The organism is Kribbella antibiotica (assembly GCF_004349055.1).
GTDB classification, from domain to species: domain Bacteria; phylum Actinomycetota; class Actinomycetes; order Propionibacteriales; family Kribbellaceae; genus Kribbella; species Kribbella antibiotica.
Map to the genome: position 1 here is coordinate 1 of NZ_SMKX01000017.1, position 19,139 is coordinate 19,139.

Annotated in this window: 19 protein-coding genes; 11 read left to right on the plus strand and 8 right to left on the minus strand. The window is 67.8% G+C overall.

The annotated features are described in order from the left end of the window. Positions 1-779, plus strand: a 779-nt coding sequence (locus E1263_RS08105; RefSeq protein ID WP_238161122.1) for a type 1 glutamine amidotransferase family protein, incomplete at its 5' end; no start/stop codon positions are given. Here the strand turns inward: E1263_RS08105 and E1263_RS08110 are convergent. Continuing rightward, on the minus strand, positions 776-1,465 hold the full coding sequence (locus E1263_RS08110; RefSeq protein WP_132166564.1) for an IMP cyclohydrolase: 690 nt from the start codon (positions 1,463-1,465) through the stop codon (positions 776-778). The genes E1263_RS08105 and E1263_RS08110 overlap by 4 nt on opposite strands. Before the next feature lie 5 nt (positions 1,466-1,470). Next, a complete protein-coding gene (locus E1263_RS08115) occupies positions 1,471-2,370 on the minus strand; it encodes a hypothetical protein (protein WP_132166565.1) in 900 nt (299 codons plus the stop codon). A 179-nt stretch (positions 2,371-2,549) separates the two neighbouring features. On the opposite strand from E1263_RS08115, the gene E1263_RS08120 reads away from it, so the two are divergent. Together E1263_RS08120 and E1263_RS08125 are read left to right on the plus strand one after the other, a co-directional pair. Then, positions 2,550-3,131, plus strand: coding sequence for a papain-like cysteine protease family protein (locus tag E1263_RS08120; RefSeq protein ID WP_132166566.1), 582 nt, complete (start codon positions 2,550-2,552; stop codon positions 3,129-3,131). 1 nt (position 3,132) lies between these two features. After that, on the plus strand, positions 3,133-3,924 hold the full coding sequence (locus E1263_RS08125) for a hypothetical protein (protein WP_132166567.1): 792 nt from the start codon (positions 3,133-3,135) through the stop codon (positions 3,922-3,924). Here E1263_RS08125 and E1263_RS08130 read toward each other — a convergent pair. Further along, positions 3,921-4,739 carry a GNAT family N-acetyltransferase gene (locus E1263_RS08130; protein ID WP_132166568.1) on the minus strand — a complete coding sequence of 273 codons (819 nt, stop codon included), beginning with the start codon at positions 4,737-4,739 and terminating at the stop codon, positions 3,921-3,923. The genes E1263_RS08125 and E1263_RS08130 overlap by 4 nt on opposite strands. Continuing rightward, complete coding sequence (locus tag E1263_RS08135) at positions 4,736-7,198, minus strand: molybdopterin-dependent oxidoreductase (RefSeq protein WP_132166569.1); 2,463 nt, start codon at positions 7,196-7,198, stop codon at positions 4,736-4,738. Before E1263_RS08135 ends, E1263_RS08130 begins: the two co-directional genes overlap by 4 nt. A gap of 108 nt (positions 7,199-7,306) precedes the next feature. Between E1263_RS08135 and E1263_RS08140 the strand changes: the two genes are divergently transcribed. Next, complete coding sequence (locus E1263_RS08140) at positions 7,307-7,870, plus strand: TetR/AcrR family transcriptional regulator (protein ID WP_202868780.1); 564 nt, start codon at positions 7,307-7,309, stop codon at positions 7,868-7,870. 1 nt (position 7,871) lies between these two features. After that, positions 7,872-8,279, plus strand: coding sequence for a CBS domain-containing protein (locus E1263_RS44040; RefSeq protein WP_165956547.1), 408 nt, complete (start codon positions 7,872-7,874; stop codon positions 8,277-8,279). Here the strand turns inward: E1263_RS44040 and E1263_RS08150 are convergent. Further along, entirely contained in the window at positions 8,264-8,869 is a 606-nt protein-coding gene (locus E1263_RS08150; RefSeq protein WP_202868781.1) for an alpha/beta hydrolase family protein, read from the minus strand. The genes E1263_RS44040 and E1263_RS08150 overlap by 16 nt on opposite strands. Next, on the minus strand, positions 8,862-10,775 hold the full coding sequence (locus tag E1263_RS08155; RefSeq protein ID WP_132166571.1) for a hypothetical protein: 1,914 nt from the start codon (positions 10,773-10,775) through the stop codon (positions 8,862-8,864). The genes E1263_RS08150 and E1263_RS08155 overlap by 8 nt, the downstream gene beginning before the upstream one ends. A 77-nt stretch (positions 10,776-10,852) precedes the next feature. Here E1263_RS08155 and E1263_RS08160 point away from each other — a divergent pair, with 77 nt between their 5' ends. Both E1263_RS08160 and E1263_RS08165 read left to right on the plus strand, forming a co-directional pair. Further along, positions 10,853-11,431 (plus strand): GrpB family protein, encoded by a 579-nt coding sequence (locus E1263_RS08160; RefSeq protein WP_132166572.1) that lies wholly within the window; start codon positions 10,853-10,855, stop codon positions 11,429-11,431. Continuing rightward, the gene (locus E1263_RS08165; protein WP_272949653.1) at positions 11,415-11,915 is read left to right on the plus strand and encodes a GNAT family N-acetyltransferase; all 501 of its coding nucleotides are present in this window, start codon (positions 11,415-11,417) and stop codon (positions 11,913-11,915) included. Before E1263_RS08160 ends, E1263_RS08165 begins: the two co-directional genes overlap by 17 nt. Here the strand turns inward: E1263_RS08165 and E1263_RS08170 are convergent. Next, positions 11,862-12,701, minus strand: coding sequence for a hypothetical protein (locus E1263_RS08170; RefSeq protein ID WP_132166573.1), 840 nt, complete (start codon positions 12,699-12,701; stop codon positions 11,862-11,864). The two genes, E1263_RS08165 and E1263_RS08170, sit on opposite strands and share 54 nt — an antisense overlap. A gap of 56 nt (positions 12,702-12,757) precedes the next feature. Continuing rightward, the gene (locus tag E1263_RS08175) at positions 12,758-13,984 is read right to left on the minus strand and encodes a DUF349 domain-containing protein (RefSeq protein ID WP_132166574.1); all 1,227 of its coding nucleotides are present in this window, start codon (positions 13,982-13,984) and stop codon (positions 12,758-12,760) included. Positions 13,985-14,272: 288 nt separating this feature from the next. On the opposite strand from E1263_RS08175, the gene E1263_RS08180 reads away from it, so the two are divergent. From E1263_RS08180 to E1263_RS08195, 4 genes are all read left to right on the plus strand, one after another. After that, positions 14,273-14,962 carry an MBL fold metallo-hydrolase gene (locus tag E1263_RS08180; RefSeq protein WP_132166647.1) on the plus strand — a complete coding sequence of 230 codons (690 nt, stop codon included), beginning with the start codon at positions 14,273-14,275 and terminating at the stop codon, positions 14,960-14,962. Continuing rightward, positions 14,959-16,281 (plus strand): histidine--tRNA ligase, encoded by a 1,323-nt coding sequence (gene hisS / locus E1263_RS08185; RefSeq protein ID WP_132166575.1) that lies wholly within the window; start codon positions 14,959-14,961, stop codon positions 16,279-16,281. The genes E1263_RS08180 and hisS overlap by 4 nt, the downstream gene beginning before the upstream one ends. Beyond that, the gene (gene aspS, locus E1263_RS08190) at positions 16,278-18,077 is read left to right on the plus strand and encodes an aspartate--tRNA ligase (RefSeq protein ID WP_132166576.1); all 1,800 of its coding nucleotides are present in this window, start codon (positions 16,278-16,280) and stop codon (positions 18,075-18,077) included. The genes hisS and aspS overlap by 4 nt, the downstream gene beginning before the upstream one ends. Positions 18,078-18,156: 79 nt before the next feature. Continuing rightward, a complete protein-coding gene (locus E1263_RS08195) occupies positions 18,157-19,104 on the plus strand; it encodes a glycoside hydrolase family 19 protein (RefSeq protein WP_132166577.1) in 948 nt (315 codons plus the stop codon). The last annotated feature ends 35 nt before the right edge of the window (positions 19,105-19,139 follow it).

Genomic DNA, 19,139 nt, shown 5'->3' on the forward strand with positions numbered 1-19,139 from the left:
GCAGCACCCCACCGCCTCCCAGCACCCCGCCTCCCAGCACACCTCCAGCCAGTGCGCCGGTTCTGCCGTCGGTCAAGCCGTGGGCGCCGGGCGCGGGTGAGGTGGCGCCGGAGGCGAAGCGCACCGCGGTCGCTGCAGTCATGGAGATGCTGCAGCAGGAGAGGTCCGTCGTCGAGGTGATCGACGCCCAGTATGGCGGCATTCTCGCCAGCACGGCGAGCGTGTTGGTGCCATGTCGCGTGTACTCGCTCACCGATGGCCGAGTAGTCACCGGTGGCACGACAGTCGACGTACGGCTGAGTCGTTCCGGGGATGCATGGCGGGTCACGACGATGCATCCGGCGGTCCCCGGCCCGGCGGCGAAGACGATCTCGGCCGTGGCCCGGCAAGTGCTGGCCAGCAAGCAGATTCTGTTGCCGCCGGCATCGATTGCGGACGTGCGGTCCGGGCAGGTCCACGACAGCGTGCTGACCGCGATGCTTGAGCTCGCGAAGACCTACCGGATCGGCGTCAGTGTGATCCGCTCCGGCCACCCGCTCAACGTCTTCGGCACCGACCGGCCAAGCGACCACCCCCGCGGCCGCGCCTTCGACACCTGGCAGATCAACGGCCACGCGGTCGTGTCGCCAACCACCTCACGCAGCCTGATCTCGACGTACATGAAAGCTTCGGGGCGCGTCGGTTCCTACAATGTCGGTGGGCCGGTGATGCTGTCCGGCGCGGCCTACTTCTCCGACCAGACCCACCACGACCACGTCCACGCCGGCTTCCGCAGCTAGCGGGTCTTCTGCCGGAGGTCGGCGCCCGAGAGCTCGCCGGGCGCGAAGACAGCGGCTGCGATGCGAAGCCCGGGCGGTAGTGCTGACCAGAGCTCGTCCAGCAGGTCGGTGCGGTTCCGGGCTGTGCTGGTGACCTCGGTGAACGGGGCGCCGGTCGCGATGCCGTCCTCGTTGGTGCGGTAGGTCGTCATCAGTACGCCCTCGCCCGGCGCCAGGTCGCTGACGTGCAGGGTCAACCGGTTGGTGGCCGCCCGGTCTCCGACGCTGTGCCGCGCGGCGCCGAACCAGGCCCGCCCGCTACCTTCGCCTTCCGCGATAACGGTGAGGCGGGGCGTGAAGATGGGCGGGTCCGGCTCGTAGTCCAGCCCGTCGAGTGCCAGCAGCGGAGCCTGGCCGGAGACGAGCCGGTCAGCGACCGTGGAAACCTGTTCGCCGTTGCCGAAAACAACCTGCGCTCCGACTTGGCGGGCCGCGACGTAGTGCCGGAGGTGGTCATGCTCGCCGGGTTGGGACGGCGCCACAATCAACTCACCGTCGGAGGTGAGGTGCAGGGTGCGAGCTTGCGACGCGGCGCTGCGTCCGGTCAGGAAGTAGGCACCGAGCGCAGAGCCGTCGACGGTCCTGCACCACAGGACACCGCGGCCAGGATAGGAATTGCCGGTCAGCGCTTGAGGCAGTAGTTCCATGCTTTCTAGTCCCATTCCCAGGAGATCCCGAGCAGGCCGGGTTCGGTGGACGGCTCGATCACGTGGGCGCGGCCGTCGGGGGTGAGCATCAGGTCCTGGCTGTGGGCTTCGGCGCCGTCGGCGTGGCGGTGGCGGTATTCGTTCACGCGGACCGGCAGGGCGGCTCGGTCGAACTGGACCTCCAGAACGTAGTGCGTGCCGCCCCACTCGTCGAAGCGGTAGTAGTTCTTGGTGGGTAGACCGGTGAGGTCCTCGAGCTCGTACTGGACGACGGCCGTGTCGCCGGTCGCGAGGTTCCGGTCGAGCAGCAGCTCCGCGAGCAAGGCGCCCGCCTCGGAGTCGCGGGCGACCCGGCCGGTCCGGCAGCCGCTGAGCCCGTGAACGTTCAGCCGGTTGACGTCGCATCCCGGCTCACCTTGGTGGGCGATGATGATGCGGTCGACCGGCTGCACCGCCACCACGCACTGGATGACGTGGCGTCGCTTCAGAGCGCGGTCCGGGCCGTGGTGCACCTCCTCGAAGACGGAGAGGTTGCGGAGCCGGCCATGAGCGTCGCGGCGGAGCCGATCGAGCAGGTGCCCGAGAGCTTCGGCGTACTCGACGACGGCGTACGGGCGGTGGGTTGCGGCCAGGTCGGAGCGGGCCGGTGGGATGCGCACGGTCAGCCAGCCGTGCGGGACGTGCAGGAGCTCCTCGAGCGCGGTAATCACGGCGAGCGAGTCTTCGCGCGGGACCCGGCGGCCGCTCTGCCAAGTGCTGAGAGTGGCGACCCCGACATGCAGGCCGCGGTCGGCCAGATGGGTGCGAATGCGGTTGAGGGCCAGGCCGCGATGCGCGATCGCCTGCCGGAGGGCCGCGGCGAACGACGTGTCCGGCGTGACGTCGGGTACCGACGATCCGGTCATGCGCGTCAGTGTAAACGTTCACAGCCCCCGGCGATATTCGCCAGTCACGCGCTGTTCACGCTGCGTTGGGATTCACAGCCGAATGCGGGCCGGGAGTTACTTCTTGCCGGGGCCGCGGCACATCCTGACTATGGCGGTGCTGCTTATAGGTGGCACCACACCCCATCCAAGGAGGGTTCATGAGTCGGCTCCGCCCCCGCCGCTCCTGGTCATTGCTGCTGGCAACCGTGCTCGGCGTGGCCACCCTGGCCCCGCTCGCACCGATCGCCGCGGCCGCGCCTGGGAGCTACTACCTGAACGTCACCGGGCAGTCCCAGCAGAAGAGCAACTGGTGCTGGGCCGCCACCGGCAACAGCATCGCCGCCTTCTACGGCAAGAACTACTCGCAGAACCAGTTCTGCAACCTTGCGTTCGGCAACAGTCAGAACGCGACCTGCCCGAACAACCAGGCCACGCTGGGCAACGACCAGCGCGCGTTCAACTCGATCGGGATCAGCTCCGGCAGCTACATCTCGGGCACGCTCGCCTTCAACACCCTGGTCTCCGAGATCGCCGCCGGCCGTCCGGTGATGACGCGGATCGGCTGGACCGCCGGTGGCGGGCACATGATGGACATCATCGGGTACAACTCCGCGGACTCGACGATCAAGTACTACAACCCGTGGCCGGACGACCCGCGCTACAACTTCTCGACGTACAACTGGTACCGGTCCAACTCGCAGTTCACCTGGACGCACTCGCTCTACCGGATCGGAGCCTGAGATGGGCGGCTTGAAGCACTTCCTGTTCCGGGCGGGCGCCGTACTGGCCGCCGGTCTGGGACTGACGCTGAGCACCGCCGCGCTGGCGAGCGCTGCCGCTCCGCAGCCGGTTCCGGCCACTGAGTTGTCCAAGGCAACGACCGCGGCCGGTTCGCCGACCGCGCTCAGCCTCCTAGGCAAGGCGACGGCGGGGACTGCACAGTCGGTCAACGGCAAGGCGGCCGCCAAGCTCGCGGTAGGCCAGGACGCCCGCCCGGTCTACGCCCTCAATCCGGCCTTCGTCCGCGACGCCTCGGTGCCGGTCGCAACCTTCTGGTACGCCGCCACCACCGCAACCCGCGGCACCGATCGCCTGACGGTCTACACCGCCCCCGACGCCAAGGGCACCTGGCAGGCCGTCAACGTGGCGACCGGGGACACCGAGGCCCGCATGTTCACTGCGGCCCGCGGCGCCCTCGTCTTCACCGAACCGCAGATCGGCGCCTGGTACGCCCTCAACGGCGACCGCGTCCGCCCGCTCAACGCCTCCGCCACGAAGTCAATCGGCACCGCGCCCATCACGGTCGCCGCCTACCAGGACCTCGTCGCCGGCCGGTACGCCGACAAGCTCCCCGGCTCGCAGTACAACGACAACGGCACCGCCGGCGGCTACGACACCACTGCCACCACCGCAGCCACCACCACCAACACCACGGCCGCACCTAGCCGCAACCTGGCAATCCCAGCTACAGCAGCCGGCATCGCCCTTCTGGTGGCAACGGCCTTCGCCCTCCGGCATCGTCGTACCGCCTAACTGTCCACGCCTGCTCGCCGTACCACCTTCCCGGTGCGGCGAGCAGCCGCGCGGCGAAGAGGTCTGAGCGATTCGGCGAGCATCGCGCGCAGCGGATAGAAGGCAACGACCAGTACGACAGCATCGCGCGGACCGAGGATCGTGCCGAACCAATCGTCGATCGCCGTCTGGTCGGAGGTCGGGCGCTCGGTGTAGAGACCGCTCTGCGTGGTGTCGTAGGCGTCGCTGATGATCAATGTGGACGGATCGAGACGGTCGGCCTGACCGAGGCTGTCAGCGGCATCGGCCGCGATCCGCCGTACGGATTCCGGGACAGTTCCGCCCGGCGTCGGCCAAGTGGTGTCGGTGCGACCGGTCGCGGCCGACCAGGCGCTGTAGACGAGCGGATTGCCGGTGCGCATGACGGCGTACAGGGTCCGTGGCGCGGACCTGATGATCGCCGAGCGGAGCAGTACCCGCCAGATCGTGCTGGACAGGCCAGTGCCCTGGTATGCCGGATGCACGCCGGCGGAGTTTGCGTAGAAGCACTTCCGGCCGCCGAACCGGCGGAGGTTGCTCGCCACCCAGGCGACCGGCTGGTGGTCGTGGTCAACGACCAGGACGAGCCCCGACAGCTCATCCAGCTTCTCGTCGGCCAGCCAGGTGGTCCAGAACTCCTCAGTTGTCCCAGTGAACGCCTGTACGGCGACTGCGGGGAAAGTGTTCCGCAGGTGTGCTCGGTCGGGCTGAGTCAGTTGTGTGTCGAGCCGGGTCCAGAGCAGACCGGTGAGGCCGGCACGGACAGGGAATCGTTGTGCTCCGGCGAAGAGGCTCATCGGATCGGCTCGATGCGGGCCGGGACGATCTTGTGCCAAGGGCTTCCGGTGAACTTGTCGCGGCGGTTGTTGGAGGTGAGGGTGTTCAGCGGTACACCGACGGTGCTCCCGTTGTAGGCGAGGCCCATGCCGTTGGGGAGCGAAATGTGTCCTGGTTGCATGATGTCGTTGACCTCCACCGCCGTGCGGGCTGAGCCGGTTTCGGTCACCACCCGGACCATGTCACCGGTCTCGATGCCGAGCGCGGCCGCGTCCGAGGGGCAGAGCCGCAGGGCGCCTTCGGCATCGCGGCGGCGCCACTCGGGATTGCGGATGATCACGTTCGCGGTGAACGAGCGACGTTCACCAGCCGCCAGGACGAACGGGAACTCCGCGCTGGTGTACTGCGGTTCGACGCCGTCGATGCGGGCCAGTTCCTCGAGCAGAACCGGAATCGCCGCCTGGATCTTGTGGTCCGGATGCTGCACGTAGTTCCAGGCGTCGTCGTACCGGTCGTCGGCGAACAGGACCCCGCCGCGTTGAGTCCGGAACGCCTCGAACAGTTCCTCGCCCAACGCGAATCCGCGGGCGCTGAAACCGGCCCGGGCGACGGCATCAGGTTGGGCGATCGCGCACAGGTGCGCCATACCCCAGATCAGAGCGAGCGGTTTCTCGCCAGGCGGCAAGGTTTCGCCGAGCGTGCGGTAGAGCAGATAGGGCACTAGGCCGGCCAGTCGTGGATCGTTCTCGACGGCTGCGAAGAACGCGAGGCCGAAGGACTGCCGGCTGATGCGCGCTGCCGCGATGAGATCCGCGATCAGCCGGGGGTCGACGACGTTGAGACGGTCGATGACCTGGGCATAGATTTCAGGCTCGGGCTGTGTCCCCGGCAACGGGTCCATCAGCGGCGCGCGGACCTGGAAGGTGTTGTGCGGGAAGTGCAGCGTGAACAGCGACGCTTCGTATTTCTCGAACTGGCTGGCCGCCGGTAGGACGTAGTCGGCGCAGCGGGCGGTCTCTGTCATCCCGACCTCGATCACCACCGACAGGTCGAGCTTCCGCATCGCCTCGCAGAAACGCTGGGAGTCGGCCAGTGAGTGGGCCGGGTTGGAGGCGTCGATCCACATCGCGCGCAGCCGGTCCGGATGGTCGGTGAGGATCTCGTCGGCGATGGCGTTGCACGGCGTCAGCCCGGCGATGACGTTCGCGCCGCTGACCGGCGTGGTGCCGTTGGCATCCGGGCGGCCGAGGGCGTCGGCGATCCGGCGCGCGGACGGGACGGCGACCGCCTCGAAGAACGCTTGAAGAGCGCTCTCGGCGACCAGACCGGCGACTGCCCGGGAACCGCGGCCCTGTGCTTTGGCCAACGTCCGCCGCAACGGCTTCGCCGTACGGCGCATCGCTGTCTGGCCGAGCTTTTGGCGCGCCCGGAATGCGCGGGGCGGGCCTTCGGTGCGGGGGACCGGGTGCCAGCGGCCGGCGATCGGGAAGACCCAGGAGTGGATGTGCATCCCACCGGGTTTCGCGAAGTTGCCGGTGAGGATCCACAGCAACTTGTTCAGGTAGGAGATCAGCGTGCTGTTCGGACCCTGCTGGATCCCGAGATCCTCGTACGTCGCGGCGCTCTTCGCGGCGGCGATCCGGCGGGCCGCCGTACGGATCAGGTCTTCGGGAACGCCGCACCGGCGTGCGTAGTCGCCGATCTCGATCGCGCGCAGTGGGGCGAGCACCTGTTCGATACCGACGGTGTGTTCGTCGAGCCAGGCTTTCGCGATCAGGTCTTCCTGGACGAGGGTCGCGGCCAGCGCGGAGACACACCAGGCGTCCGTGCCCGGCTTGGTCTGCAGATGGATGTCGGCCAGCGCGGCGGTCTCGCTGACGCGTGGGTCGATGACGATGAGCGCCCGCTCCGGGTCGCGGGCCAGTTCCTTCAGGACCGGCCGCGTTCGAACCAGGCCGTGGGACTGCCAGGGGTTCTTGCCGATGAAGATCGCGACCTCGGCATTCTCGAAGTCGCCCGAGGTGTGGTTACCGTAGAGCTGCTTGTCGACCCAGCCCTCACCCAGCTTCTCCTGGGCCAGCGCATTGGACATGTATTCGGCGCCGACCGCATGGAACAAGGCGCGCCCGTAAGCACCACCCATGTGGTTTCCCTGCCCGCCACCGCCGTAGTAGAAGATCTTGTCGCCGCCGTAGGTGTCCCGCACGGCGGCCAGCCGCTCGGCGATCTCGTCGAGAGCGGTCTCCCAGCTGATCTCCTCGTAGCTGCCGTCCGGCCGCCGACGCAGGGGAGTGTCGAGCCGATGCGGGTCGCTCTGGTACTTGTCGAGCCGGAGCGGCTTCTCGCAGGTGTAGCCGGCCGAGGCCGGGTGGTCCTTGTCGCCGCGGATCTTCACCAGCTGGCGGTCTGCCACCTGCACCTCCAGCCCGCAGTTGCTCTCACACAGGATGCAGGCCGTCCTTGCCCATTCAGCGGTCATCGTGTGCACTCCCGACGTCATGGCTACTTCCGGGTAACTATGGTCTCTGTCATACTGCTGAGTCAAGGAGCTACTGTGTCGAGGAGCTGCTGAGTCAGGGGAGGTGGAATGCCGAAACCAGGTGAGACCAAGCAGCGGATGCTGATGAGTACAGTCACCCTGCTGCGTGAGCGCGGTGCCCGCGGGACCAGCATCGACGCCGTCCTAGCGCACAGCGGTGCGCCGAGGGGTTCCGTCTACCACCACTTCCCGGGCGGGCGGGCAGAGCTGGTGACGACCGCCGTACAGCAGGCAGGCGACTTCATCAGCTCAGTGTTCGATGCGGTCTCCGAGAGTGGTGACATCCGCGGTGGGCTGGAGTTGTTCGCCCAGTTCTGGAAACAGGCGCTGATCGATTCGGACTTCACGGCCGGCTGCCCGGTGGTCGCGCTCACGGTGGACGGGCATGACGACGTACCGGATGCAGTTGAGACGGTCGCCGGCATCTTCGCCCGCTGGCACGACGCCAGCGTCCGGCTGCTCGAACAGCACGGTTACGAGCCCGCCCGAGCCCAACGCCTGGCCACGCTGACCGTCGCCGCCATCGAAGGCGCCGTCGTCCTCTGTCAAGCCAGACGCAGCGCTGATCCTCTCGATGAGGTCCTCGTCGAGCTCCTGGCGATCCTGGACTGACATGCCCCCAATCGTCGCCGACTGCATGATCACCGCCCCGAAAACCCTGCCCCTCAACGCGTCCGTCGAGGCTGCTCGTGCAGAGTTCGAAGACACCCACGTCCACCTCCTGCTGCTAGTTGCCGACGGCATCCTTCACGGCACCATCCTCCGTACCGACCTCCTCAACGCCCCACCCGAAACCCCGGCCCTCTCCCATGCCACCCTCACCAACCGAACCATCGCCCCCAATGAACCCATCACCACAGCCCAGCAATCCCTAGCCCGTCTAGGCCAACGCCGCCTAGCAGTAGTAGACGCAACCAACCGCCTCCTAGGCCTCCTCTGCCTCAAACGCGACCACACCGGCTTCTGCACCGACGAAGGCGTAGCCGCCCGAGCACGCGAAAGAGATCACGCCACCAGGTGATCGACGATGAACTCGCACCAGGACCTGATCGCCAATGGAGCAGCAGTTCGATGCGTCCCGGGGAAAGCGATCAACGGCTTGTCCGGTGAGCCCAGGCGGTCGAACAACTCGAACTGCCCGGCGCGAGGGAACAGTTCGTCGTTCCACTGCACTGCACAGCGCAAACCGCGACCTGCGGCGGCCACGTACGGCAGTCCTAAACGAGTCCCCATCGATAGGCCGAGGTAGGCGACTCGGCTACCGTCGACCAGGTCCAGGTCGATGAGAGCGTTCAGGGTTGCGCTCCAATCGTCCGCCATGCGGTCGTGGTGTGGCCGGTCGCCGTGGAAGGGGCCGTCGATGGCAACAGCGGCTGTGTACCATCCGCCGGCGAACCACCGGGCCAGGCTCAGTTGCCGCGTGGCCTGCTTGTGTCCGCTGCCGCCATGTCCCAAGAGTACGAGCGGATACGGCGGGCGCGGATGGTCAATGCCTCCGGGCAGCCACAAGATGCCCGGCACGATGCCGGCCTCCCGGACGAGGTTGAAGCGGTGCTCGGCGACTCTGCCGTCGGCGACCGGTTCGCCGATCCAGTGCACGATGTCAGCCATCTGGTGCCTCCTTCGAGATGCGGTGGGTGCCGGTCGGGTCGACGCGGAAGACGAACCCGTGGGGAGTGGTCCACTCAAGGGTCTTGCGGTCGATCCGCCGGGCTCGCCATCCGTCGGCGTGCGTCTTCACCCGGTGACCGAAGCGGCTCAACGGTGCCAGGTTGTCCAGGCTGGTTTGCCCCGGTGGCCCGAGTGAGTCATAGGGCTCGATGTGGTCCAGATCGATGGTGTTGCTCGTCTCGCGCGTCCCGTAGGGAAAGAGTTCGACGGGATGGGTGAGCTTGACGCATTCGCGGATCTGGTGGGTGATCTCGTAGGCGTCGGAGCTGACGGCCTGGTTGAGATCGATGACCGGCTTCACTGCGTAGGGGCCGTAGCCGACGAGTTCGGTGAACTGGGAGGCGAGTAGCGGCCCGATCTCTTCGGCGCGGAGGACGCCGTCACCCGTGGCGAGGGTGTGGTCGGTGAGGTGCACAAAGACCTCGGTCTTCGCCGGCCGTGACGCGACGGACCGTTCACCGCGTGGGCGGGAGTGGGCGTCGTGTTTGACCTGGGCGAGCCGGGCCGCGAGGGCGCGCAACTCATCCGCACTCATCGCCTCAGCGGACTCAGGTGGGACGACGCCTGCTGCCTCGAACGGCTCTGTCGCCCAGCCAACTGACTGATCGAGTGGATCGGGGAGGTCACTCGTGCTGGGATGAGGCGCCTCGCGGTCAGCCTCATCATCCAGGCCAGGCTCGCCATCGAACCCAGGTGGGACGCTCATACCCGCCACCCGGTCAACCGAAATGTCGTTGCCTGCAGCAACAGAACTGGGCGCGAGGTTGCCACCAGAGGCACCGATGACATTGCGCGCAGGGGCGGACGCAGAGGCTGGAGCGGAACTGCGGGCGAGCGCAGGCGCTGACCCAGATCCAGGCCCAGAGCAAGGCTCGGGGTCCGGGGCGGTGCTGGGCGCAGAGGCGGGCACGCAGAGGCGCGCACGCGCAGGCGCCAAGTAAGGCGCCCGGACGGAGGCGCGGCTGGAAGCGGGACTGGTTTCGATATTGGCGCTGGGGCCGGCATCGGGACTGGGACTGGCATCAGAGCTGGGACCGGGATTGGCGTCGGGCATGGGGTTGGTGCGCTGGTGCTCTCGGGCTCGGGCGATGAGTTCGTCGGCGAAGGCGGAGTCGGGCATGATGCCGATCGCTTCTGCGCGCCTGGCCTGGATACTGCGCTTGTCGCCTTGGGCCTGCAGGGCGTCGGCGATCTCGTCGATCTTCGCCTTGTGCCGACGGACCGCCGCCGAGGCAGCCTTGATTACACAAGTCTTGGTGCCATGCTCATCGGACTGACCGACCCACACACCACGCTCGGCGGTTGTCTCGGCAGCCTCGGCCTTCGCCAGGTCAGGATCGGCGTACATCTTCGCGGCCTTGATGATCTTGGCCAGCCGGGTCGGCGAGATCGTGTCCAGCAGAGGCGCGACCTTCTTGTCCACAGTGAGTGCCGCCGCCAGCGACAACTTCTCGCAGTCCCGGGCCAGGTTACGCGCCTTCCACGCCGTGACTTCCTCGGTCAGCACCCGCGCCCACACGAACGGGAACCGGTGCCGCAGCGACAGCGAGTCCGCCAGATACTGCCGCGCCACTCCCGGCGACAGACCCAGCACAGCGCCGTACTCCCCGATGCAGAACTCCATGACCGGCGGACATCCGTCACCACCCAGCACCACCGCACGCTCCCGCCCGTCACTCACCCGCCGGCCCGGACGAACCGCGCACACATCCGGATGGAAGCGATCGGCATACACCACCGCATGCACCAGCGACCGCGTAGCGGATCGGTTCTCGGCCGTGCGCTCACCCGCGGCCGACTCCATCAAGTCGGTCGTCGAAAGCTCGGCAAGCTCATTCTCGAACATGCGTTCTATTTTAGTCACGAAAAGATAACGACGCAAATCCACCGTGCAGGCAAGAGAAATCAGGCATTCTGGTGGTCATGCCGTTCGCCGATGAGGTTCGTCCTGTAGCTGTTTCCGACTATCGCGTGAGCTGGCCGGAGGAGTTCGGGCAGCTCGCCGATCGCCTCCGCGGCGTGGTCGGCCACCACGCCGTCGCCATCGATCATGTCGGCTCCACGTCGGTGCCGGGGCTAGCGGCGAAGGACTGCGTCGACGTGCAGATTCGCGTGCTTGCGCTGGAGCCGCTGGTCGAACTGCTGACTGACGCGGGTTTTCGGTTGCGGCCGGAGGCATGGAATCGGGCGGAGGTCTCTGCCGGGGTGACGTGTCCGAAGCTGGTGTTCGCGCCGCCGGTGGGGGAGCGGGCGACCAACGTGCATGTGCGGCTGCACGACGGGCCGAACGCGCGGTATGCGTTGTTGTTCCGCGACTACCTGCGGGCGCATGACGACGTACGGGATGCTTGGGGTGCGTTCAAGAAGCGCTTGTCTGCAACGGTTTCCGACATCTTCGACTACGGGCAGATCAAGGCGCCGGCGACCGAGGTGCTGATGGCGGGAGCGGAGGCGTGGGTAGCATCGGGTGGTGGCTTTGGCTTTGGTGGAACCCAGCACTGACCTGTACGACGCCTGGCGCGCGGCGCATCGGGAGTGGGGGCCGGGGCTTCACGAGGACGGGTTCGGGCTCGAGACGACGGATGAGGTCGACTCGGTCGAGGGGTTTGCGACTTGGGTTGCGAGGGTGCAATCCAGGGGCGGGACGTCTCGGTGGATTGTTGAGGACGGGCAGGTGCTGGGCGGGATCGGGCTGCGGCATGAGCTGAATGAGCGGACCGGACATATTGGGTATGGCGTTCGGCCGTCCGCGCGCGGTCGTGGCGTGGCGAGTTGGGCGCTTGGCGCGATTCTCGTGGAGGCGCAAGCACTGGGGATCGGGCGGGTGCTGCTCGTGTGCTTGGCGGACAATCCGGGGTCGGCAAAGACCATCGAGCGCAATGGCGGTGTGCTGGAAGGGATTCGTGGCCCTGTCCGGCGGTATTGGATTGAGCTACCAGCGGCGGGGGAGTCTGGGGTGTTGGCAGAGGAAGGCGCCGACAGCTAGTTCGAGGGCCGGGTAGGAGCCCCAGAGGTCGGGGCGGCGGATCGGGATGATGTGCCAGCCGAGCTTCGCGAGATCCGTACGGCGATCTTCGTCGCGCATCTGCTGGCGATCGGTGGAGTGCCAGGCGTCGCTGTCGTATTCGAGCCCCAGCCAGCGGCCGTCCACCGGGTTGTCGGGGTACCCGATGTCGAGGCGGTAGCGCCCGACGGTGACCTGCAGCTCAGGTCGCGGAAAACCGGCGTCGAACAACCGCAACCGCAACCACGACTCACCAGGCGAAGCCGCCCGCCCATCCGCCAGCCGCAGGAGCAGCGCGGCCTGGGAGGTGCTGTCGTCGGCGAAGTAGGCGGGCGCGGCCGCTTGCAGTTCGGCGTGGGTGACGGCCTGGGTGTGCAGCAGCGCGTCGAGGGCGGACAGCGCGAAAGGGCGCGGCAGGCGTTGCGCCAGCTCGATGGCGGTGGCGGCGGGGGAGATGACCCGGAGACCGCACACGTCGACGGCCGGACGGTCGTCGAAGGTCCACTGCGGGTGGATGGTGGGCTCAGGCCCGAGCGCGGTGGAGTCGATGCCATGGAGCCAGGCCGCAGCGTCACCGTGCACAACGGCCTCAGATGGCAGGACAAGGCCGAGCGCCTCCGCCCGCAGCTCCAGGCTGTCGGGCACGCGGACGTCGACGTACACGCCCTTGAGCAGCTGACGGATCTCGCCGCGGCCGAGCAGCCACTGGAGTTTGCGGCCTACCTGATGGGCGCGGAACGGTAGGCCGGCGAAGACGTACGGGAACATCCCAGCAGGATGACCTATGGGGCCACACCCTGCTGGGAGTTATCCACAGGTCAGCGTCAGCTGAACTCGGCGACGGCGTTCTGGGCCTGGGTCAGCCACTCGCGGCGGGCCTCGATGGCTTCGCGGGCCTCGTTGGCCTTGCGGGTGTTGCCCTGGGCCTCGTGCTTGGCGGCCTGCTTCTCGAGGTCGGTGATCAGCGACTGGAGCTGCTTGACGGTGGCTTCCGCGCGGGCGCGGGCCTCCGGGTTGCTCTTGTTCCAGACCTCGTCCTCGGCCGACTTCACGGCCTGCTCGACGGCGCGCAGGCGGCCGTCGATGGCGCGCATGGAGTCGCGCGGGATCTTGCCGATCGCGTCCCAGCGGTCGAGCAGGTCACGGAGCTGGTCGCGCGCGGTCTTGGCGTCGTTGACCGGGAGGATCGCCTCGATCTCGACCAGCAGCGCCTCTTTGGCGGCCTGGTTCTGGATCTGCTCGGCGTTCTCCTCGGCCTGGACGGAGTCGCGGGCGCCGAAGAAGGTGTCCTGGGCGGCGCGGAAGCGGGCCCAGAGCTTGTCGTCGACCTCGCGTGGCGCGGGGCCGGCGGCCTTCCACTGGCGCATCAGCTCGCGGAAGCGGCCGGAGGTGGGACCCCAGTCGGTGTTCGCGGACAGCGTCTCGGCCTCGGCGGCCAGGCGCTCCTTGACGGTCGCGGCCTCTTCGCGCTTGGAGGAGAGCTCGGCGAAGTGCTGCTTGCGGTGCCGCGTGTACGTCGTCCGTGCCGACGAGAAGCGGTGCCACAGCTCGTCGTCGCTGCCCTTGTCGAGGCGCGGCAGCGCCTTCCACTCGTCGAGCAGCTCGCGCAGGCGGGTGACGCCGTGGCGCCAGTCCGTGCCGGCGGCGATGGTCTCGGCCTCGGTCGCGATCTTGGTCTTGGACTCGCGGGCCTCTTCGACCTTCGCGGCCCGCTCGGCCTTGCGCTTCTCACGCTGTACGGCGAGCAGCGGGGCGAGCGCCTCGAGGCGCGTCTTCAGCCCGTCCAGGTCACCGACCGCCTGCGCTTCCTCGAGCGAGCTGTTGACCTTCTTCACCGCTGCCCGGGCGTCGTCCGGGGACACCGTGCCCGCCTGGACGCGCTGCTCCAGCAGCTCCACCTCGAACGCCAAGGCGTCGTACCGGCGGGTGTAGAAGGCGAGGGCCTCCTCCGGCTTCGCGTCCGGCCACTGACCGACCGGCCGTTCACCGTCCTTCGTCCGTACGAAGACCGTTCCGTCCTCGGCTACCCGGCCCCAGCTCTCCTCGGCCACAACTCGCCCCTTCCGGCGGTATGTACTGCGCTCGTGCCCATTCTGGTCGGCCTCTGGTTCACACACGTGCTCAGGGGTCGGCCCGGGCGCGTCGGGCCTGGATCCCAACGCGTATCCCTGAACAATCACAAACTCCCAGCTCGTGCGCAACGGTGTTGCCTAACAATCCGGACGGAAGTCGGGCCAATCCGGACGGAAGTCGGGCCAATCCGGTTCGAAGTCGGCATCCGAGCACCGGTAACCTTGGGTGGTCCAGCAGTAATGCAGTACCGATTCGGAAGGTCTGTCGTGCTCATCGCCGGGTTCCCCGCAGGATCGTGGGGTACGAACTGTTACGTCGTCGCCACCGGCCAGGGCGCGGAGTGCATCGTCATCGACCCGGGGCAGGACGCCACCGCCGGGGTCGAGCAGGTCGTCCGGGAGAACAAGCTGAAGCCGGTCGCCGTGCTGCTCACGCACGGTCACATCGACCACATGTTCTCGGTGCTGCCGGTCTGCGGTGCCTACGACGTGACCGCCTGGATCCACCCTGACGACCGGCACCTGCTGGCCGACCCGATGGCGGGGATCAGCAAGGAGTCCGCGGCGATGCTGCTGGGCGGCAACCACGAGTTCGCCGAGCCGGACGACGTCGCCGAGCTCAAGGACGGGCTCTCGCTGGAGCTGGCCGGGCTCAACTTCACAGTCGACCACACCCCGGGCCACACGAGAGGCTCGGTCACCTTCACGACGCCGTACCTGGGCCCGGAGGATGTGCCCGCGGTGCTTTTCTCCGGTGACGTGTTGTTCGCCGGGTCGATCGGCCGGACGGATCTGCCAGGCGGCGACCATCCGGCGATGCTGCATACGTTGGCCACCAAGATCCTGCCGATGAGCGACGAGATCGTCGTCCTGCCGGGTCATGGTGGCCAGACCACGATCGGCCGGGAAAAGGCGACCAACCCCTACTTGCAGGACCTGGAGATTCCCAACTTATGAGCAAGGTGACCCCTCTCAGCGGGTTCCCCGAATTCCTTCCGCAGGATCGGATCGTGGAGCTGGAGTTCCTCGACAGCATCCGGGAGACGTTCGAGCTGCACGGCTTCGCGTCGATCGAGACCCGTGCGGTCGAGCCGGTCGAGCGGCTGTCCAACCAGGGCGAGGACGCCGACAAGGAGATCTACGGTGTCCGGCGGCTCGCGGCGGAAGCCAGCGAGGGCACGTCGCTCGGGCTGCACTTCGACCTGACCGTCCCGTTCGCGCGCTACGTGCTGGAGCACGGCGGCAAGCTGGCCTTCCCGTTCCGCCGCTACCAGATCCAGAAGGTCTGGCGCGGCGAACGCCCGCAGGAGGGCCGGTACCGCGAGTTCACCCAGGCTGATATTGACATCGTCAACGCCGGTGAGCTGCCGAACCACTACGAGGTCGAGCTGCCGCTGGTGATCGCGGAGGCGCTCCGCAAGCTGCCGGTGCCCGAGTTCGTGGTCAAGGTCAACAACCGCAAGATCCCCGAGGGGTTCTACCGCGGCCTCGGCCTGGACGATGTCGCCACCGTGCTCCGGATCGTCGACAAGATCGACAAGATCGGTCCCGAGAAGGTGATCGAGCGGCTGGTCGAGTCCGGTGCGACGGACAAGCAGGCGCAGCTCGCCGTACAGCTGGCTGATATCTCCAGCACGGACACGTCGTTCGTCGAGCAGGTTCGTGCGTTGGGTGTCGAGCACCCGACGCTGGATGAGGGCCTCGAGCAGCTCAGCCAGGTGATGGCGGCCGCGACAGAGCACGCTCCCGGTCTGCTGATGGCCGACCTGCGGATCGCGCGCGGCCTCGACTACTACACCGGCGCGGTCTACGAGATCTACCTGGTCGGCCAGGAGTCGTTCGGCTCGGTCGGCGGCGGCGGCCGGTACGACGCCCTCGCGTCCGACGGCAAGACGACGTACCCGGGTGTTGGTATCTCGATCGGCGTCTCGCGCCTCGTGCACCGACTGGTCTCCCAGGGACTGCTCAAGGGCAGCCGCAGTACGCCGACCGCCGTACTGGTCGCGTTGAACGCGGAGGAGGACCGGGCCGAGGCGATGCGGACCGCGGCGCAGTTGCGCAGCCGGGGAATCCCGGTCGAGGTCGCTCCGGCGGCGGCGAAGTTCGGCAAGCAGATCAAGTTCGCCGATCGGCGCGGGATCCCGTTCGTGCTGTTCAGCACCGAGAACGGGTTCGAGATCAAGGACATTCGCAGCGGTGAGCAGGTGGCGGTCGACCCGGCTACATGGGCGCCGCCGGCAGACGACGTACGACCAAGTATCGAGGAGATCCAGTGATCCGTACCCATCCCGCAGGCTCGTTGCGTGCTGAGCACGCCGGGCAGACCGTCACCCTGGCCGGCTGGGTGGCGCGGCGGCGCGATCACGGCGGCGTGGCGTTCATCGACCTGCGTGACTCCAGCGGCACGGTCCAGGTCGTCATCCGCGACGAGGAGGTCGCCGGGCCGCTGCGCTCGGAGTTCTGCCTGAAGATCGTCGGCGAGGTGAACGCGCGGCCCGAGGGCAACGCGAACCCGAACCTGCCGACCGGTGCGATCGAGGTCATTGCCGCTGATGGCACAGGGGTGGAGGTTCTGTCTTCCGCGGAGCCGCTGCCGTTCCCGGTCGAGGAGCACCACGCGACCCCGGTGAACGAAGAGGTCCGGCTCAAGTACCGCTACCTCGACCTGCGTCGCCAGGGCCCGGGTGCGGCGCTGCGGCTGCGCAGCAAGGTGAACAAGGCGGCCCGCGACGTCCTGGGCAACCACGACTTCGTCGAGATCGAGACGCCGACGCTGACCAAGTCGACGCCGGAAGGCGCCCGCGACTTCCTGGTCCCGGCGCGTCTGCAGCCGGGCTCCTGGTACGCGCTCCCGCAGTCGCCGCAGCTGTTCAAGCAGCTGCTGATGGTGGCCGGCATGGAGCGGTACTACCAGATCGCGCGCTGCTACCGCGACGAGGACTTCCGCGCCGACCGGCAGCCGGAGTTCACCCAGCTCGACATCGAGATGAGCTTCGTCGACCAGGATGACATCATCGCGCTGGCCGAAGAGGTGCTGGCGTCGCTGTGGAAGCTCATCGGGTACGACGTCCAGACCCCGATCCAGCGGATGACGTACGCCGAGGCGATGGCGCGGTTCGGGAGCGACAAGCCCGACCTGCGGATGGGCCTCGAGCTCGTCGAGTGCACCGACTACTTCAAGGACACCCCGTTCCGGGTCTTCCAGGCGCCGTACGTCGGTGCTGTCGTGATGCCGGGCGGTGCGGACCAGCCGCGCAAGCAGCTGGACGCGTGGCAGGAGTGGGCCAAGCAGCGTGGCGCTCGCGGTTTGGCGTACGTGCTGGTCGGTCAGGACGGCGAGCTCGGCGGTCCGGTCGCGAAGAACCTGTCCGAGGAAGAGCGCGCTGGTCTTGCTGACCACGTCGGCGCGAAGCCGGGCGACTGCATCTTCTTCGCCGCCGGTCCGATCAAGACGTCGCGGGCGCTGCTCGGCGCGGCCCGCCTCGAGATCGGTCGCCGCGGCGGCCTGATCGACGAGTCGACCTGGTCGTTCCTGTGGGTCGTCGACGCGCCGCTGTTCGAGCCGGCCGACGACGCCACCGCCGCCGGTGATGTCGCGGTGGGTTCGGGTGCGTGGACGGCTGTCCACCACGCCTTCACCTCGCCCAAGCCGGACTCGCTGGAGACCTTCGACACCGACCCGGGCAACGCGCTGGCCTACGCCTACGACATCGTCTGCAACGGCAACGAGATCGGTGGTGGGTCGATCCGTATCCACCGCGAGGACATCCAGAAGCGCGTCTTCAAGGTGATGGGCCTGACCGACGAGGAGGCGACCGAGAAGTTCGGCTTCCTGCTCGACGCGTTCAAGTTCGGCGCCCCGCCGCACGGCGGGATCGCGTTCGGCTGGGACCGGATCACCGCGCTGCTGGCCGGCACGGAGTCGATCCGCGACGTGATCGCGTTCCCGAAGTCCGGCGGTGGGTTCGACCCGCTGACCGCGGCCCCGGCGCCGATCACTCCGGCACAGCGCAAGGAAGCCGGCGTGGATGCACGGCCCGAATCGAAGTCGGCGGAGGCCAAGGAGGCCTGACGCTGTTGCGTACTTGAGCAACGCCCCAGGGGCGGTGGGACGGTGAAGTCATTCATCTCCTCCCGCCCCAGGAGTGCTCATGCTCAAGCGTGTCCTCGCGTCGGCCCTGGCCGTCGCAACCGCCAGTGTCGTCGCGACAGTCCCGGCGTACGCGGTGGCTTTCCAGACCACCGCGACCAACCTGAACATCCGGTCCGACGCCTATCTGTCGGCCTCGGTGGTCAAGGTGCTGGCCGGGCCGACCTCGGTCGAGGTCGACTGCCAGAAGGCCGGCGACTCCGTCATCGTCGGCTCCAAGACCACGACCTGGTGGGCGCATCTGCCGGCCCACGGCGGCTATGCCACGGTCGCGTACATCGACACCCCCGGTACGAAGCTTCCCGGCGTACCGGATTGTCCTCAGGATCCGCCGCAGACCAGTGACGTGACATTGGCCGACGTACAGGCGATGTTCGGGTCGCGGATTGCGAACCCGTCGCTCGTCCAGACCGGGCTTCCGTCGCTGAACAAGGCGATGCGCGATGCGCAGATCAACACGGTGTACCGCAAGGCGGCGTTCCTTGCGACGCTGGTGCACGAGTCGCGGCTGGAGTACAACATTCGCGAGATCGGCGACACCCGCGTGTACGGCGGCCGCGGTTACATCCAGCTGACCGGTGACTTCAACTACCGCCCGGCCGGTCAGTGGCTCGGCGTCGACTTGATCAACAATCCTGAGCTCGCCCGCGACATCCGTTACAGCGCTCAGATCGCCCGCTGGTACTGGACCGTCGCCCGCAACATCAACCCGTACGCCGACCAGCTGAAGATGGGCCGTGTCAACGCCGCGATCGGCTACCCGGCCGGCGCCGAGGACGGCCGCCGCTGCGCGACGTTCCGCACCGCGATCGCCTATCTGAGCGGCCAGCCGGCACCCGCGGTGGACTGCAGCCGGACGGCGAAGACGTCTGGTGACACCAGCAAGCTCACCCGGACCGAGTTCGACGCGCTGGCCAAGGCACCTGGGGCTCCCGGCACCGTCGGCTGATCCGCAAACAATTAGGCCTGGTCCGAAGGGGTTGT

What these genes read in the sequence shown, in the direction of transcription:
- E1263_RS08110 (WP_132166564.1), bottom strand. Translation starts at nt 1,465, where the DNA reads ATGGAACTACTGCCTCAAGCGCTGACCGGCAATTCCTATCCTGGCCGC.
- E1263_RS08115 (WP_132166565.1), bottom strand. Translation starts at nt 2,370, where the DNA reads ATGACCGGATCGTCGGTACCCGACGTCACGCCGGACACGTCGTTCGCC.
- E1263_RS08120 (WP_132166566.1), top strand. Translation starts at nt 2,550, where the DNA reads ATGAGTCGGCTCCGCCCCCGCCGCTCCTGGTCATTGCTGCTGGCAACC.
- E1263_RS08125 (WP_132166567.1), top strand. Translation starts at nt 3,133, where the DNA reads ATGGGCGGCTTGAAGCACTTCCTGTTCCGGGCGGGCGCCGTACTGGCC.
- E1263_RS08130 (WP_132166568.1), bottom strand. Translation starts at nt 4,739, where the DNA reads ATGAGCCTCTTCGCCGGAGCACAACGATTCCCTGTCCGTGCCGGCCTC.
- E1263_RS08135 (WP_132166569.1), bottom strand. Translation starts at nt 7,198, where the DNA reads ATGACCGCTGAATGGGCAAGGACGGCCTGCATCCTGTGTGAGAGCAAC.
- E1263_RS08140 (WP_202868780.1), top strand. Translation starts at nt 7,307, where the DNA reads ATGCCGAAACCAGGTGAGACCAAGCAGCGGATGCTGATGAGTACAGTC.
- E1263_RS44040 (WP_165956547.1), top strand. Translation starts at nt 7,872, where the DNA reads ATGCCCCCAATCGTCGCCGACTGCATGATCACCGCCCCGAAAACCCTG.
- E1263_RS08150 (WP_202868781.1), bottom strand. Translation starts at nt 8,869, where the DNA reads ATGGCTGACATCGTGCACTGGATCGGCGAACCGGTCGCCGACGGCAGA.
- E1263_RS08155 (WP_132166571.1), bottom strand. Translation starts at nt 10,775, where the DNA reads ATGTTCGAGAATGAGCTTGCCGAGCTTTCGACGACCGACTTGATGGAG.
- E1263_RS08160 (WP_132166572.1), top strand. Translation starts at nt 10,853, where the DNA reads ATGCCGTTCGCCGATGAGGTTCGTCCTGTAGCTGTTTCCGACTATCGC.
- E1263_RS08170 (WP_132166573.1), bottom strand. Translation starts at nt 12,701, where the DNA reads ATGTTCCCGTACGTCTTCGCCGGCCTACCGTTCCGCGCCCATCAGGTA.
- hisS (WP_132166575.1), top strand. Translation starts at nt 14,959, where the DNA reads ATGAGCAAGGTGACCCCTCTCAGCGGGTTCCCCGAATTCCTTCCGCAG.
- E1263_RS08195 (WP_132166577.1), top strand. Translation starts at nt 18,157, where the DNA reads ATGCTCAAGCGTGTCCTCGCGTCGGCCCTGGCCGTCGCAACCGCCAGT.